This window comes from Flavobacterium sp. (assembly GCF_004295795.1).
In the GTDB taxonomy this organism is placed as follows: domain Bacteria; phylum Bacteroidota; class Bacteroidia; order Flavobacteriales; family Flavobacteriaceae; genus Flavobacterium.
Map to the genome: position 1 here is coordinate 138,299 of NZ_SEBR01000013.1, position 14,515 is coordinate 152,813.

Annotated in this window: 13 protein-coding genes and 1 pseudogene; 9 read left to right on the plus strand and 5 right to left on the minus strand. The window is 47.1% G+C overall.

Annotated features, from left to right (window positions below; all coding sequences use genetic code 11):
* Entirely contained in the window at window positions 1-519 is a 519-nt protein-coding gene (locus tag EOO49_RS12380) for a sigma-70 family RNA polymerase sigma factor (RefSeq protein WP_290846122.1), read from the minus strand.
* Between the two features lie 142 nt (window positions 520-661).
* Here EOO49_RS12380 and EOO49_RS12385 point away from each other — a divergent pair, with 142 nt between their 5' ends.
* Entirely contained in the window at window positions 662-1,990 is a 1,329-nt protein-coding gene (locus EOO49_RS12385) for a LamG domain-containing protein (RefSeq protein WP_290846123.1), read from the plus strand.
* Window positions 1,991-2,014: 24 nt separating this feature from the next.
* Here the strand turns inward: EOO49_RS12385 and EOO49_RS12390 are convergent, their stop codons facing one another.
* The gene (locus tag EOO49_RS12390) at window positions 2,015-2,182 is read right to left on the minus strand and encodes a hypothetical protein (RefSeq protein ID WP_290846125.1); all 168 of its coding nucleotides are present in this window, start codon (window positions 2,180-2,182) and stop codon (window positions 2,015-2,017) included.
* 372 nt (window positions 2,183-2,554) lie between these two features.
* Between EOO49_RS12390 and EOO49_RS12395 the strand changes: the two genes are divergently transcribed.
* The 5 genes from EOO49_RS12395 (at window position 2,555) to EOO49_RS12415 (ending at window position 8,276) form a co-directional block, all read left to right on the plus strand.
* Window positions 2,555-2,752 carry a hypothetical protein gene (locus EOO49_RS12395; protein WP_290846126.1) on the plus strand — a complete coding sequence of 66 codons (198 nt, stop codon included), beginning with the start codon at window positions 2,555-2,557 and terminating at the stop codon, window positions 2,750-2,752.
* A gap of 920 nt (window positions 2,753-3,672) precedes the next feature.
* A complete protein-coding gene (gene ffh, locus EOO49_RS12400) occupies window positions 3,673-5,013 on the plus strand; it encodes a signal recognition particle protein (RefSeq protein WP_290846128.1) in 1,341 nt (446 codons plus the stop codon).
* 108 nt (window positions 5,014-5,121) lie between these two features.
* Entirely contained in the window at window positions 5,122-6,006 is an 885-nt protein-coding gene (locus tag EOO49_RS12405) for a tetrahydrofolate dehydrogenase/cyclohydrolase catalytic domain-containing protein (RefSeq protein WP_290846130.1), read from the plus strand.
* A gap of 113 nt (window positions 6,007-6,119) precedes the next feature.
* Window positions 6,120-6,710: an HD family hydrolase gene (locus EOO49_RS12410; protein ID WP_290846132.1), complete on the plus strand. Its 591-nt coding sequence runs from the start codon at window positions 6,120-6,122 to the stop codon at window positions 6,708-6,710.
* A gap of 639 nt (window positions 6,711-7,349) precedes the next feature.
* A complete protein-coding gene (locus tag EOO49_RS12415) occupies window positions 7,350-8,276 on the plus strand; it encodes a magnesium transporter CorA family protein (protein WP_290846134.1) in 927 nt (308 codons plus the stop codon).
* Here the strand turns inward: EOO49_RS12415 and EOO49_RS12420 are convergent, their stop codons facing one another.
* From EOO49_RS12420 to EOO49_RS12430, 3 genes and pseudogenes are all read right to left on the minus strand, one after another.
* Window positions 8,277-8,834, minus strand: a complete 558-nt coding sequence (locus EOO49_RS12420; RefSeq protein WP_290846136.1) for a hypothetical protein — start codon at window positions 8,832-8,834, stop codon at window positions 8,277-8,279. It lies immediately after the preceding gene.
* A gap of 10 nt (window positions 8,835-8,844) precedes the next feature.
* A complete protein-coding gene (locus EOO49_RS12425; protein ID WP_290846138.1) occupies window positions 8,845-9,297 on the minus strand; it encodes a hypothetical protein in 453 nt (150 codons plus the stop codon).
* Window positions 9,298-9,925: 628 nt separating this feature from the next.
* Window positions 9,926-10,669, minus strand: a pseudogene (locus tag EOO49_RS12430) (pseudouridine synthase); the annotation flags it as partial.
* An 81-nt stretch (window positions 10,670-10,750) separates the two neighbouring features.
* Between EOO49_RS12430 and EOO49_RS12435 the strand changes: the two are divergent.
* The 3 genes from EOO49_RS12435 to gap all read left to right on the plus strand — a co-directional run bounded on the left by EOO49_RS12435 (window position 10,751) and on the right by gap (window position 14,515).
* Complete coding sequence (locus EOO49_RS12435; RefSeq protein ID WP_290846140.1) at window positions 10,751-12,343, plus strand: S8/S53 family peptidase; 1,593 nt, start codon at window positions 10,751-10,753, stop codon at window positions 12,341-12,343.
* Between the two features lie 217 nt (window positions 12,344-12,560).
* On the plus strand, window positions 12,561-13,430 hold the full coding sequence (gene lipA, locus EOO49_RS12440) for a lipoyl synthase (RefSeq protein ID WP_290846142.1): 870 nt from the start codon (window positions 12,561-12,563) through the stop codon (window positions 13,428-13,430).
* Between the two features lie 89 nt (window positions 13,431-13,519).
* Entirely contained in the window at window positions 13,520-14,515 is a 996-nt protein-coding gene (gap, locus tag EOO49_RS12445) for a type I glyceraldehyde-3-phosphate dehydrogenase (RefSeq protein ID WP_290846144.1), read from the plus strand.

Here is a 14,515-nt window from a genome sequence, read left to right on the forward strand (position 1 = left end):
TCATATCGATTTGATTTCGCGTCGCAACGAAACGAGTGCTCCGCTGATTCGCTTTTCTACGGCTTTCACCGAAATTTCGAGGATTTCCGCAATCTCGTGGTATTTTTTCCCGTCGATCCGATTCATCAGAAACGCGGTTCTCTGGGCTTCGCTCAAGTTTCCGATGGCATTTTGCAACTTGTTCCGGAATTCTTCTTCCTCATAGACAAACTCCGGGCTTTCGGTTGTCACGGCTCTTACCGACGTAGTTTGTGCATAGGCCAAAACCACTTTTTTATGCGCGATTTTGTTTAATGCGGCGTTGTTTGCGACCGTGTACAAATACGACTTGGCTTTTTCTTGAGGCACGTCGGCGCAGTTTTCCCACAATTTCGCGAACGCGTCCTGAGTTACGTCCTGCGCTTTTTCGTCGTCCCCGAATTTGTAGACGATGTAATTGCGCAACGATTTGGCGTGTTGCCTGAAAATCTTCGAGAAAAGGCTTTCCTCGCAAACGCCGTGAATCGAACAATTGTCCATATAAGATTGAATTCGATAGCTAAAACAGGTCAAAAAGAATTTACCCTACCTTAGCGAAAAAGATTTTTCAGGCTAAATTTAATCATTTGAAGTAGGGTTTTTTTACTTCAGATTGTTTTTAATTCCAACCAACAGAATTGCGATGAAAAAATTTGTCACCTATTTTATTGTTGCGCTGGCCGTCGGGCTTGGCTTTTTGGTTTCTTGTCAGGACGAGGAAAACGAGAGCCGACAAAGTGCCGGTTTGCTTAACAAGACTTCGGCTTTGTCCCAACGACTGCAGAATCTTACGGCCAACAACACCTCGATCGACAACGTGCTCGACACTACCGATTGTTTCAGCGTGAAATTGCCTGTACAGATTCTCATAAACGGCGAAAGTTTTACGGTCGACAGCACTGAAGATTACGCAACCGTCGCGGCACTTTTGCAACAGACACCAACGGGCACTTTCGCGGAATTCGTTTACCCGATTACCGTCATTACGCGTTCTTACGAGGAAATCGTCGTCAACAATGCATCGCAATTGCCTGGTGCCGTTGCCGATTGCGCGGGTTTTGAAACCATTGGGTGTTTGTCTGTGAGTTATCCGATATCGGTCACGACTTATGACACGGGATCTCAAAATCCGTCCACGCAGACGCTTGACAACAATCAGGAATTTTTTCTGCTTATACAAAATCTGAGCGATTCGGAATTTTACGAAATCCAATATCCGATAACCGTTTTAGGAGTTGGCGGAGCGCCGATTTCCATCGCGTCAAACGACGAATTCGACCTTGCGATGACAGCCGCGGTGGCCAATTGCGCGTGTGCCAATCCGGATATTCTGATAGACAGCCTGATTTTTTATATGCCGATTGCCAATGAGATCGCTGACCTCACCGGATTCTCGACGCCGGCCGCAAATGGCGGAATCGGTTTCGTGCCGGATAGGATCGGAGAAGCATCCGGAGCTTTGCAATTCGTCGACGGAACGCCCGACAACCAAATTGTCATAAACGGAAATGATCAGAACGACATGCTGCAAAACAACGCGTTCACCGTGAGTATGTGGTTCAACCGAACGCAGGACAATTTTGTTCAGACGCCCGAAACATTCTTTCAGGCGAATCAATTCAGCATCGCTTTCGACGGACAGAGTATAGATATTAAAAGCCCAACAGTAATCGTAAACGGAGCTGTAATCACAGACCAAAGTTGGTTCGATCAAGGCCTCGGCGGATCGTTGAACGTCTGGCATCACCTTGTCCTGACTTACGACGGGCAAAACCTGCTTCTGTATAGGGATGCGAACCTTGTTGGTCAGTTGCAGTTCTTTTTTCAGCCGGGCACGATGCCACCAAGTGCGATAGGCGGAAACTTCCCTGGCGGAATCATCGATCAGGTGCGGGTTTACAAAAAAGCGCTGAATGCTACCGAAGTCGGGACATTGTTCGAAATCGCGAACGACAACAATACTTGTTTATAAAAAAATCGGTCGTTACGGCCGATTTCAGTTTTTCACGTCATGGGCGCTCGTCGACATGACTTTTCCCGTTCCGTTGGTTGCTCCGTTGGTTCCGGTTCTATCGCTTGCCGAACCTTTGAATCCGCTGCAGGCGACAAAAAGCGACGTCGCTCCAAGTAGCACTGCTGTTCTGAGTGTGTTTCTCGTTTTCATGGTAGTCAGATTTTGAGTTCCTCTAAAATTACCTTGGAGACCAGCGATTTGTCGTACAGGTTTTGTTCGGAAACTTGTACGATTCAAACCTCGGTTGCGCTAATGCCGAAATTCCTCAGTTTGGATTTGAAATTGGTGTTTTGGAATTTGCAATCACAACCTACGTTTAACAAAAATTACAGATTTTCTGTACTTGACGTATTTCTGGAACTCCTAACTTTGCATTCTAAGGGGAAAGGGCGAGTGTTGTCCCTACGAAAACGGCGGAAATCCGCATTACAGAAAATCTGTAAATTTTGTTAAAAGTTTCTCTGGTTTGGTTCCGGATTTCCCATACGGTGATATCACAGAGAATCGCCAAAATTTTATTGGATGGAAATCGCTGTCGCCGTCTTATGCCAACTGAACGAAGCGAAACCTTGCCAAAGTCTCCAGTCCAGTTTGGGAATTTCGATTTTTTTTATGGCGTTGCGCCGGATCAAAATTCCAGCCCATTTCAAACCCGTGCCGGCGCCGGGCTTCCGGACTTTATCTTTACGGGCTCGCTGCGCCGCCCTTGAAAAAGGATAACGCCTCAAATCCCTAACGCGATCCTCGAAAGCGTCTAAAATTCAGCTATGAAAGATATTGTTTGCCTAAATGCTCCTTTTGATTCGTAAATCAAGCGTTGAGACGGTTCGTGAATCCGTGGTTCATCTTTTGCCACGAATTCACGAATTTTCGTTCGCCGTCAATCGTACCGCGAACATCGTCAGTTTTTTGGTCACGGATGCATGAATTCGTTTTGTTCCGCAATAATTCTTATGCACTTCACCAATTTCGAACTACTTATTCACAAGTTTTTAAGGAATACACAATCTAAAGTATTAATATTCTTTGGGTTACCTGGTTTTAAATTTGAAACTTTAAAATTACGTTTGGAGTTTTCAATCACAACCTACGTTTAACAAAAATTACAGATTTTCTGTATTCACCGTATTTCGGGAACTCCGAACTTTGCATTCTAAGGGGAAAGGGCGAGTGTTATCCCTACGAAAAAGCGGAAAATCCGCGTTACAGAAAATCTGTAAAAAATGTTAAATCTTTTCATGACATTTTCGAGTGCGTACGCTATGCGCGATCAATATCTGGCATGGCTATTTCGCCATCACGATTTGCCTCGACATTTTCGAACTAGCTGACTTGGGCGAAGCTTTGCGAAAGTTTCAATCCAGATTTGGAAACTGGGTTTCGATTTACATCAGAAATGCGCCACGGAAAGAAATTTCCATATGCTTTGGAACTAGCGCAAAAGTTTTCGAACACGAACCATTCGAAAAAAATGTGTTTCGACAATTTGCTTCGCTTTCAGCAAATAGCCGCGCGACAGCGAACCCAAAAAGCGATTTACCTCAAAAAATTCCCAGCCTACTGGCGCCCGAAATCATATCCCAAAACCAATTGCCTCTTTCGCTAATTCACACTATATTTGCGACTTCATTTCTACGATTATGTTCGATAATTTATCAGAAAAGCTCGACAAGGCTTTCCATATACTCAAAGGGCACGGCAAGATTACCGAAATCAACGTGGCCGAAACATTGAAAGAAGTACGTCGCGCCCTTTTGGATGCCGATGTGAATTTCAAGATCGCCAAAGATTTCACCTCCCGCGTGAAAGACAAAGCAATCGGGGCGAACGTGCTTACGACACTTCAGCCAGGTCAGTTGATGGTAAAACTCGTGAAGGACGAATTGACCGAATTGATGGGCGGAGACGTCGCCGGAATCAATCTTTCGGGAAATCCGACGGTGATTTTGATGTCGGGACTTCAAGGTTCGGGGAAGACGACTTTCTCGGGCAAGCTTGCTAATTACCTCAAGACGAAAAAGAACAAGAAACCACTTTTGGTCGCGGGCGACGTTTATCGTCCGGCGGCGATAGATCAGTTGCATGTTGTTGGTGGACAGATCGGCGTCGAGGTTTTCTCGGAAAGGGAAAACAAGAATCCGGTAGAGATTGCCCTAAACGGAATCAAGTACGCGAAAGCCAACGGTTTCAACGTGGTCATCATCGATACGGCGGGTCGTTTGGCGGTCGACGAGGAAATGATGAACGAGATCGAGAACGTTCACAAAGCGGTGAATCCGCAGGAAACATTGTTCGTGGTCGACTCGATGACAGGACAGGACGCGGTCAATACGGCCAAAGCGTTCAACGACAGGTTGAATTTCGACGGGGTAATCCTCACGAAACTCGACGGTGATACGCGAGGTGGTGCGGCTTTGTCGATCAAATCGGTAGTAAACAAACCAATCAAGTTCGTCGGGACAGGCGAGAAGATGGAAGCGCTCGACGTGTTCTATCCAGATCGTATGGCCGACCGGATTCTCGGAATGGGAGACGTCGTTTCGCTTGTGGAACGCGCCCAAGAGCAGTTCGACGAAGAAGAGGCGCGCAAGTTGCAAAAGAAGATCGCGAAGAACGAATTCGGGTTCGACGACTTTTTACAGCAAATTCAGCAAGTCAAGAAAATGGGGAATATGAAGGATTTGGTCGGAATGATTCCGGGCGCATCCAAAGCCATGAAAGACGTGGAAATCGAGGACGATGCGTTCAAGCACATCGAGGCGATAATCCTGTCGATGACTCCGAAAGAAAGAAAAAAACCGGCACTCATAGACGTCAAGCGCAAGAACCGAATCGCCAAAGGCTCGGGCACGAAAATCGAGCAGGTCAACCAACTCATGAAGCAGTTCGACCAAATGAGCAAAATGATGAAAATGATGCAAGGTCCGGGCGGAAAACAGCTCATGAAAATGATGGGCGGCGGAATGCCAGGAATGAAATAAAAAGGGAAGATGCGTGTGAACGCGTCTTTTTTTTTTGGACTGTCGGAAACGGCTCCAAGCCAACAACCACAATACTAAAAATCTCAAAACTAAATACTAAATACAACAATGCAACTTTTAGACGGAAAGAAAACCTCAGAAGACATCAAGATCGAGATTGCGGCCGAAGTGGCCCAAATGAAAGCCAATGGAGAGAAAGTGCCTCACTTGGCGGCAGTCATTGTCGGAAATGACGGCGCGAGCCTGACTTATGTCGGAAGTAAGGTCAAGGCTTGCGAGCGGGTCGGTTTCGAATCGACTTTGGTCAAGATGCCAAGTACGACTTCCGAAGTGGAACTTCTCAAGAAAATCAAACAACTCAACGAAGACGACAACATCGACGGTTTTATCGTGCAGTTGCCGTTACCTCCGCAAATCGACACCCAAAAAGTGATCATGGCGATCGATCCTACAAAAGATGTCGATGGATTCCATCCGGAGAATTTCGGGAAAATGGCGCTCGATATGTCGACTTTTATTCCGGCGACGCCATTCGGGATTCTCGAACTTTTGGAGCGTTACGGAGTGGAGACACAAGGAAAACACACGGTTGTCATCGGCCGCAGCCATATCGTTGGTCGTCCGATGAGTATTTTGATGGGAAGAAAAGGCTTTCCCGGCAATTCTACCGTGACCTTGACGCACAGTTACACCAAAAATATCGCCCAGATTACGACTCAGGCCGACATAATCATTTCGGCATTGGGCGTACCGAATTACCTAAAAGCCGAAATGGTGAAAGACGATGTGGTGATCGTAGACGTGGGAATCACGCGTGTCGCCGACGAATCGTCCGAAAAAGGATATCGCATTACCGGCGACGTCGATTTCGAAAACGTTTCCAAAAAGGCTTCCTTTATTACGCCTGTTCCAGGTGGTGTTGGTCCTATGACAATCGCCATGTTGTTAAAAAACACGCTTTTGGCTCGAGAACGCAGAAGAGATAAGGAGTAGAGAATTTATTTTTACAAGTGAGAAGTTAAGAATAATTAAGGTCAGAAAAGTCTTGATTCTTTTTGACTTCTTGCTGTTTCAACCAGTTTCGTTTTTTCAAACAAATGTCGTCAATGGAAAGACTGCTTCAACAGATCGCTTTCATCAAAGAAATCGACAAACTCAAATACATTTTGCGCAAGACCAAGTTGCTGAACAGCGACAGATGCGAGAACGATGCTGAACACAGTTGGCATTTGGCGATGATGACGATCGTGCTCGCCGAACATTCCAACCAAGAAATCGATGTTGTGAAAGTGCTGAAGATGGTGCTGCTACACGATATTGTGGAGATTGATGCGGGCGATACTTTCATTTACGACTCGGTCAAGAGCCACACGAACACTGATGAGGAACAGCTCGCGGCCGAAAGGATTTTCGGGCTCTTGCCAACCGAGCAGGCGCAGGAATTCATAGCGATTTGGAAGGAGTTTGAAGCCAGCCAAACCAACGAGGCCAAATTCGCCCGGACAATGGACAGACTGGAGCCATTGCTGCAAAATACTTCCAACAACGGCGGAACGTGGTCCGAATTCGACGTTCCTTACGAGAAAGTTTACCAGAAGAAGAAAGTGATTGCTGAAGGTTCGCAGACAATTTGGGAGTTCGCCGAGCGGTTGCTCAAGGAAAGTGTCGAGAAAGGAATCCTCAAGAAAACGACTTGATGTTTTTCAGATTTCCAACGTCAAAAATACCACCACCACCCGCCCTAAATTTAGTTCGGTAATGGGATGTCGCGATACAGAAAATCTGTAAAAAATCCTAAATGTAGGTGTTGGCGTTTCTTAGAACTTCTGTCCGTTTCTCAGTCTGATTTTGAATGTCCTTTGCATCAAAAGTGCAAGATTCCGTTACCACCAAACAAACGCGCCAAACTTCTCCCAAATCGCCAAAAGCATCCGCACGCAGCCCATTCCAAAAGCCCGCAACCGCAACCGCCTAAACTGACAAATTCCTCTCCAAAATCCGCGAAAGCGACATCTTTCAAATTCATTCTGTAGGCCAATTCCATAGCGGCAATAATCAAAGCCACGAATTCACGAATAACCATGAAATTCTCAAATTCGCAGTTAAACGAACGTTTGCTACCCATTCAAAAGATTCGTCCATCAGCAATAAAACCAGCGCCGCACGACGGCAAAACCCAATCCCAAAAAAAGCCTAAAGAAAAAATCCAAACCGAAATAAAAAACTACTTTTGCACCGCAAAACACAAGAAAATCCTTAAATGGACGACCATCCCAAATTGTTGAATCTCACCTGAATCCGCACCTTGCGCGGCTTCGGGATAAAGCCGTGCAAAAATGAAAACCTTTTACCAAAACCAAAACGGACTTGTGGCCGTAAGCGAGTGGCAACCAAATTGCTGGGTAAACGTCGAATCGCCTGACAAACTGGACAAAAAATTCCTGCTCGAAGATTTGGGCATTCCCGAATCCTTTTACAACGACATCAAAGACATTGACGAACGCCCGCGCATTGAGGTCGAGAACGGTTGGTGGCTTATCATCATGCGCATTCCGCTCAAGAGCGACGATGTGAAATTGCCGTTTTACACGATTCCGGTCGGGATTGTTTTCAAGGACGACGTTCGCGTGACGATCGCTTTCCGTCAGACCGAAATGCTCGACGATTTCGTGAACTATTCGGCGAGAAAGAAAATTGACATGCACGACAATTTCGATTTTGTGCTCAAGTTGCTGCTTTCGTCGTCGGTTTGGTATCTGAAATACCTCAAACAAGTCAACCAAAAGATCAAACTGGCTGAAGACAACCTCGAAAAATCGATAAAAAACGAGGAATTGCAGGCGCTTTTGCAAATCGAGAAATGTCTGGTGTATTTCATGACCTCGCTCAAAGGCAACGACATTTTGCTGCATCGGCTCAAGAACATCCGAAGCCAAAGGGAAAATTACGACGCCGAATTGCTCGAAGACGTCGAGATCGAACTGCGCCAAGCCCAGGAAACGACCAACATTTACTCCGATATCCTTACGGGAACGATGGACGCGTACGCCTCGGTGATTTCCAACAACATGAACAACATCATGAAACAGATGACGTCGATCTCGATCATTTTGATGATTCCGACGGTAATCGCGAGTTTCTACGGAATGAACGTGCCGAATTCACTTCAGGAAAATCCGTTCGGACTTTGGATCATAGTAGGGATTTCGCTGATTTTCTCGACGTTCGGAGTCTTGCTTTTCAGACGAAGAAGATGGTTTTGATCAATTGTTGTTGAAGCCGCCGATAAGCACGACCGATTTCCTTTTCCAAACGCCCAAATCCTTCTCGCAATAGTAGTAATTGTTGAGCGTGACGCCGTGTGCGCCCATGTACCAAACGTAAATCAAGGCCTTGGTTCGCATGGCGTCAAAAAGCGGAAGCGAGTAAAGGTAAACGCCGGTTTTGTTCTTTTCGTAAAAAGCGTCGATCTCGAGATTTCGGTAGCTCACGAAGCCTTTTGCTTTGATCTGCGGCGCTTGCCACAAGACGATAGGAGCAAAACTTTTCTTCCAGGTCTCGAGATTTCCGCCGACATATTTGGCAATCGTGTCGACGCGCTTTTGGAAATTGCGTTTTTCCATGTCGAAGACGTTTTCCGATTTTGGAGCCGTCAGGTATTCGTTCCAGAATCCGTTGACTTCGCGGCACATGAAAATCGCGGGTTTTCCCTCGGCGGCGTTGAGATCGTTGACGAGTTTGAAAGTTTCGGAAACCGAAGCGGATTCTTTTTGGGCGAACAAGCCTGAAGTGACAAAAAGGAAGACAAAAAAGAATCTCATGAAAATAGGGCTAGTCGTAAAGGTATTGCAAATCGACCCAAAGTTTGCCCGAATTCGCGTCAAACAGCATGTGATAAGCGGTTGTTTCGGTTTTTCCTTTGCGGACATAAAACTGAGGCGCATCCAGACTCGCGATCGCACCGTCGAAATCGAAGAAATTTTTGGGAGCCAGATCGACTTTTTCGTACCCGAACTTTTTCGAATAGCCAGAAACGTCAAACTTCTCTTTGTCCAAAGTAAAAATCGTGGTTTTTCGCTTTCGCGCCGGATTGTAATCGCATTCCGAGTCAAGAACCGGCGGAATGTCGACCGCGGCGCGCATCTCGATATGATCGATGTTCGCCCAATCGCAATCGCGGCTGTCGGCAACAGTCGTCACAAAAGTTTTCACGCCCAAAAAGGCAAGGCTGACCACTGAAATAAGTATGGCAAGCGTAAGCAGAAGTAGTTTTTTCGTGTTCATTTTATTCGGTTGGTTCCAGTTTTAACGCAAAACCAAGCCCGAAATTGTATTATGAATCGCCTTCTTTCCTGTAACGCGGATCGTCTTTTTTGATGATTTCGATCGAACGTTTCGGCCCAGGTTTGAAACTGTCCGGACGTTGCGCGTCGTCATTCCTGTTGAAATCGCGTTTCGGAGCGTCGGAATTTCTGGAACTTCTATCAGAATCGTCGCGTCGGAAATCGCGTTTTTCAAAGTCGCGTTTCGGAGCATCGGAATTTCTGGAACTTCTGTCGGAATCGTCTCGTTTGAAATCGCGTTTCTGGAAATCTCTCTTTGGAGCGTCGGAATTCGAACGATTCGTATCAGACTCGTCGCGTCGGAAATCGCGTTTTTCAAAGTCGCGTTTCGGAGCATCGGAATTTCTCGAACTTCTGTCGGAATCGTCGCGTTTGAAATCGCGTTTCTGGAAATCTCGCTTCGGAGCGTCGGAATTTGAGCGGTTAGTATCCGAATCATCGCGACGGAAATCGCGTTTTTCAAAATCGCGTTTCGGTTTGTCCGAAGCGTTTCTGCCAGCGGAATTTCTGTCGGATGAATCGCGTCTCTGGAAATCGCGTTTCTGGAATTCTTTCGGACGTTCCCCAAACTCGTTCTTGGCGAAACTCGCATCTTCGGTTTTGCTCGAAGGCGCAATCAAAAGCTGCAGTTGGTCGACTTCTTCTTTGGTCAGTTCGCGGTGGCGACCAACAGGCAAATCCAAAGTGATATTGATGATTCGCGTTCTTTTCAGTTTCACCACTTCGTAGCCCAAATATTCGCACATGCGGCGGATCTGTCGGTTCAGGCCTTGCGTCAGAATGATCCGGAAAGAATCCTTGCCCGTTTTTTCGACGAAACATTCGCGTGTCACCGTGTCGAGAATCGGGACACCTTTGCTCATTTTTTCGATAAACCTGTCGCTCACGGGCTGGTCGACGACGACCTCGTATTCCTTTTCGTGGTTGTTTCTCGCACGCAGGATTTTGTTGACGATTTCTCCGTCGTCGGTCAGGAAAATGAGGCCTTCGGAAGCTTTGTCAAGTCGGCCGATAGGAAAAATGCGCCTTGGAAAATTCACATAGTCGACGATGTTTTCCTTCACGTCCAAATTGGTCGTACACTCGATTCCCGGCGGTTTGTTCAGCGCCAGATACACGAAATCTCCGGTTTTCTCGACAATAAGTTTTCCGTCGATGCGAATTTCGTCCGCGCCCGAGACTTTCATCCCGAGTTCGGCCACATTCCCGTTAACGGTCACGCGTCCGGCTTCGATTATCGCATCGGCTTCACGTCTGGAACAATAGCCGGTTTCTCCTATGAATTTATTGAGGCGTTTGAGTTCATTTTCCATGGCGCAAAGGTAAGCTTTCGGCCGTTATTTCGGTTCCTGCTTTCACATATTGTTGTAGATTTGAACCATAACTTATTGGCTATGAATCGAATTTTACTGGTTTGTTTCGCGTTTAGTTTCGCTTTTTCGGTTGCCCAAAATCGAAAAGGCCAATTCAGGATCAAGGATCAGGATTTCAAACATTCGCTTATCGTCGCTTTCGCGGATGCGGATTTCGACGTCGACGAACTTCAGTCGCAGTACCAATTTTCGCTCGGGAAAGCATTTCCGATGTCCGAAGAAAAAAAGACCGAACTCGCCCGAACTTCGACAGATTCGGGAAAAGCGCTGGAGCTTATCGGGAACATCTACAAAGTCGATCTCCAAAATCCGACCGATGCAATTTTGCTCGAATTGGCGGCAAAACTGGAAATGTCGAATCGCGTTCGTTATTGTGAAATTTTGTCGTCAAGACCCGTTCCGCCTCCAGCCGACATCGCGCCAACAACGCCGAATTACTTCGCCAACCAGACTTACATTCAGGCGAATCCTGGCGTGAACATGCAAGCAGCGTGGAATTTGGGAATCGTCGGCAATGGGATCAAAGTGCGCGACGTAGAATACGGATTCAACAAGAACCACGAGGAATTCGTTGATAACCCGAGCATTTTCATGCAATCCGGCGTTGCTTTAAATCCGGAAGTTTCCCAGGATTATTCCGAACATGGAACAGCGGTTTTTGGCATAATCGCAGCCGACAACGGAACGTATGGCGTAACGGGAATGGCGCACGGAGTATCCGAAATGATACAGTTTCCAGAGTGGACGCAAAGTTTCGGCTACAGTCCGGCAACGGCCGTGCTGAACGCGATTTCGGCTTCGTCCCAAGGCGATGTGATTCTATTGGAAATGCAGGAATATGGCGTCAACGACCAGTTCGTGCCTTCCGAATATCTGCAATCGATCTGGGATTTGACCAATGCGGCGACCAATTCGGGAATTTTGATCGTCGCGGCCGCCGGAAACGGAAACGCCAATCTCGATTCAGCGAATTACGCTGCTTACATGAACCGCGGTGACAGCGGCGCGATCATAGTTGGCGCCGGAACCGCGAATCTGCAACACGACAGGATTTCGTACAGCACTTTCGGAAATCGCGTGAACCTTCAGGCTTGGGGAAGCAATGTGCGTTCGTCGGGTTACGGTACTTTTTCGCAGATCGGAGGCGACTTCAACCAGCGCTATTGCACTTTTACGGGAACAAGTTCGGCCACGCCAATCGTCGCTTCGTGTGCGATCGCGTTGCAAAGCCATTACCGCAATTTGACCGGAAACTATCTCGCTCCGACGGTTTTGCGCCAAATTTTGATCAATACGGGAATCGCCCAAGGCTCGGGCGGACACATCGGCCCGATCCCGAATATGGTCGCGGCACTTACGGCTGTGAACGATCTCGCGGTGCAGAAATCAGAAAATCTCGTTTTTGCTTTGTATCCGAATCCGGCTGATGCGAAAGTTGCGATTTCGGGCATTTTTTCCGATGCTATGAAAGTTGAGATTCTGAATACTTTCGGGCAAACCGTTTTGAAATCCGGCTCCGTGGATTTGGACGTTTCCGATTTGCAGTCTGGCGTTTATTTCGTCCGGATTTCCGATGGCGCGAAAATCGGCGTGAAGCGGTTGGTGAAACTCTAGAAAATTCCTTACCTAATCTGCAAGGTTTGTTCAAACCTTTAGGTTTTTCAAAAAATACGATCTGTCGTGTCGGAGTTATTGTTCGCCACTCTGATAGTAAACAAGAGAATCCAAAATGCAGACCTGCAACGTTTTGAAAACCTTGCAGGTCGAAGGCAACACTAACATCGTATTAACAAACTTTCTGCGTAAATTTGCGATCTAAAACCAAGACGACATGAATACCGTTCTCGAATCTGCCGCGCCTCAGGCCAAACCAAAATGGCTCAAGGTAAAATTGCCGATCGGTCAAAAATACACCGAACTGCGCGGACTCGTCGACAAATACAAACTCAACACGATCTGTACCTCAGGAAGTTGTCCCAATATGGGCGAATGTTGGGGCGAAGGCACGGCGACGTTCATGATTTTAGGAAACGTCTGTACGCGTTCGTGCGGATTTTGCGGCGTGAAAACCGGTCGTCCGGAAACGGTAGATTGGGACGAACCCGAGAAAGTGGCGCGTTCGATAAAACTCATGAAAATCAAGCATGCGGTCGTGACTTCGGTAGATCGCGACGACTTGAAAGACATGGGTTCGATCATTTGGTATGAAACCGTTAAAGCCATCCGAAGAATGAATCCGGAAACGACTTTGGAAACTTTGATTCCTGATTTCCAGATGAACGAGCGCAACATCGACAGGATCGTGGCGGCCGATCCCGAAGTGGTTTCACACAATATGGAAACCGTGCGAAGATTGACGCGCGAAGTTCGCATCCAGGCCAAGTACGACAGAAGTCTCGAAGTTTTGAAATACCTCAAGGAAAAAGGCATCCGACGCACAAAATCAGGCATCATGCTTGGTTTGGGCGAAACCGAGGAAGAAGTGATCCAGACGATGCGCGACCTTAGGGACGCGAATGTTGATGTGGTCACGATAGGGCAATATCTGCAACCTTCCAAAAAACACTTGCCGGTAAAAGAATTCATCACGCCGGAACAATTCAAAAAATACGAGGAAATCGGTAAGGAAATGGGTTTCAGGCATGTGGAAAGCGGCGCTTTGGTTCGAAGTTCTTATCACGCGCAAAAGCATATCCTTTAATTGAATTCTCGATTTTCGGCTTTTCGGATCGTCGGAGTTTGAGACAATCTGCCAATCCGCAAATCTGACAATCCATCAATCCATCGCCATTGAAAACTCGAATTGCCATCAACGGTTTCGGCCGTATCGGAAGAAATCTTTTCCGTTTGCTTTTGAACCATCCGAACATCGAGGTCGTCGCGATAAACGACATCGCCGACAATCGCACGATGGCGCACCTGACGAAATACGATTCGATTCACGGGATTTTGCAACACGAGGTTTCGTTTGATCCTGATGGGATTCTTGTCGATGAACAGCATTTTGCGTTCGTACACGAAAAAGACGTCAAGAACATCGATTGGACGAAATTCGATGTTGATATCGTGGTCGAATCGACCGGAAAATTCAAGACTTTCGACGAAATCAACCAGCATATCCTTTCGGGTGCGAAAAAGGTCATTTTGTCCGCGCCAAGCGAAGTCGACCAGATCAAGACAGTGGTTTTGGGCGTGAATGAAGCGATTCTCGACGGATCGGAAACCATCATCTCGAACGCGAGTTGCACGACCAACAACGCGGCCCCGATGATCAGGATAATCGACGAACTCTGCGGAATCGAGCACGCTTATATCACTACAGTGCATTCGTACACGACAGACCAAAGCCTGCACGACCAACCTCACAAGGATCTGCGTCGGGCGAGAGGCGCTTCCCAATCGATTGTTCCTACAACGACAGGCGCGGCGAAAGCGTTGACCAAGATTTTTCCCGAAATGGAAGGAAAGATCGGCGGCGGCGGAATCCGTGTTCCGGTCCCGGACGGCTCGCTCACTGACATTACCTGTTATGTGAAAAAGGAAGTTTCCATTGAAGAAATCAACGCGGCTTTCAAGAACGCGGCTTCGGGCGAATTGGCGGGGATTTTGGCTTATACCGAGGATCCGATCGTTTCCGTGGACATTCTCGGCAACCAAAACTCTTGTCTTTTCGACTCACAACTCACGTCCGTTATAGGAAAGATGGTAAAGGTCGTGGGTTGGTATGACAATGAAATCGGATATTCCGCGCGTCTTGTCGACCTTATTTCCCTAATTCGGAAATAA

Bases quoted from the DNA above. Each gene is read 5' to 3' on its own strand.
- EOO49_RS12435 (WP_290846140.1), top strand. From the start codon at position 10,751: ATGAATCGAATTTTACTGGTTTGTTTCGCGTTTAGTTTCGCTTTTTCG.
- EOO49_RS12395 (WP_290846126.1), top strand. From the start codon at position 2,555: ATGGAAATCGCTGTCGCCGTCTTATGCCAACTGAACGAAGCGAAACCT.
- ffh (WP_290846128.1), top strand. From the start codon at position 3,673: ATGTTCGATAATTTATCAGAAAAGCTCGACAAGGCTTTCCATATACTC.
- EOO49_RS12415 (WP_290846134.1), top strand. From the start codon at position 7,350: ATGAAAACCTTTTACCAAAACCAAAACGGACTTGTGGCCGTAAGCGAG.
- EOO49_RS12380 (WP_290846122.1), bottom strand. From the start codon at position 519: ATGGACAATTGTTCGATTCACGGCGTTTGCGAGGAAAGCCTTTTCTCG.
- EOO49_RS12405 (WP_290846130.1), top strand. From the start codon at position 5,122: ATGCAACTTTTAGACGGAAAGAAAACCTCAGAAGACATCAAGATCGAG.
- lipA (WP_290846142.1), top strand. From the start codon at position 12,561: ATGAATACCGTTCTCGAATCTGCCGCGCCTCAGGCCAAACCAAAATGG.
- EOO49_RS12425 (WP_290846138.1), bottom strand. From the start codon at position 9,297: ATGAACACGAAAAAACTACTTCTGCTTACGCTTGCCATACTTATTTCA.
- EOO49_RS12390 (WP_290846125.1), bottom strand. From the start codon at position 2,182: ATGAAAACGAGAAACACACTCAGAACAGCAGTGCTACTTGGAGCGACG.
- EOO49_RS12410 (WP_290846132.1), top strand. From the start codon at position 6,120: ATGGAAAGACTGCTTCAACAGATCGCTTTCATCAAAGAAATCGACAAA.
- EOO49_RS12385 (WP_290846123.1), top strand. From the start codon at position 662: ATGAAAAAATTTGTCACCTATTTTATTGTTGCGCTGGCCGTCGGGCTT.
- EOO49_RS12420 (WP_290846136.1), bottom strand. From the start codon at position 8,834: ATGAGATTCTTTTTTGTCTTCCTTTTTGTCACTTCAGGCTTGTTCGCC.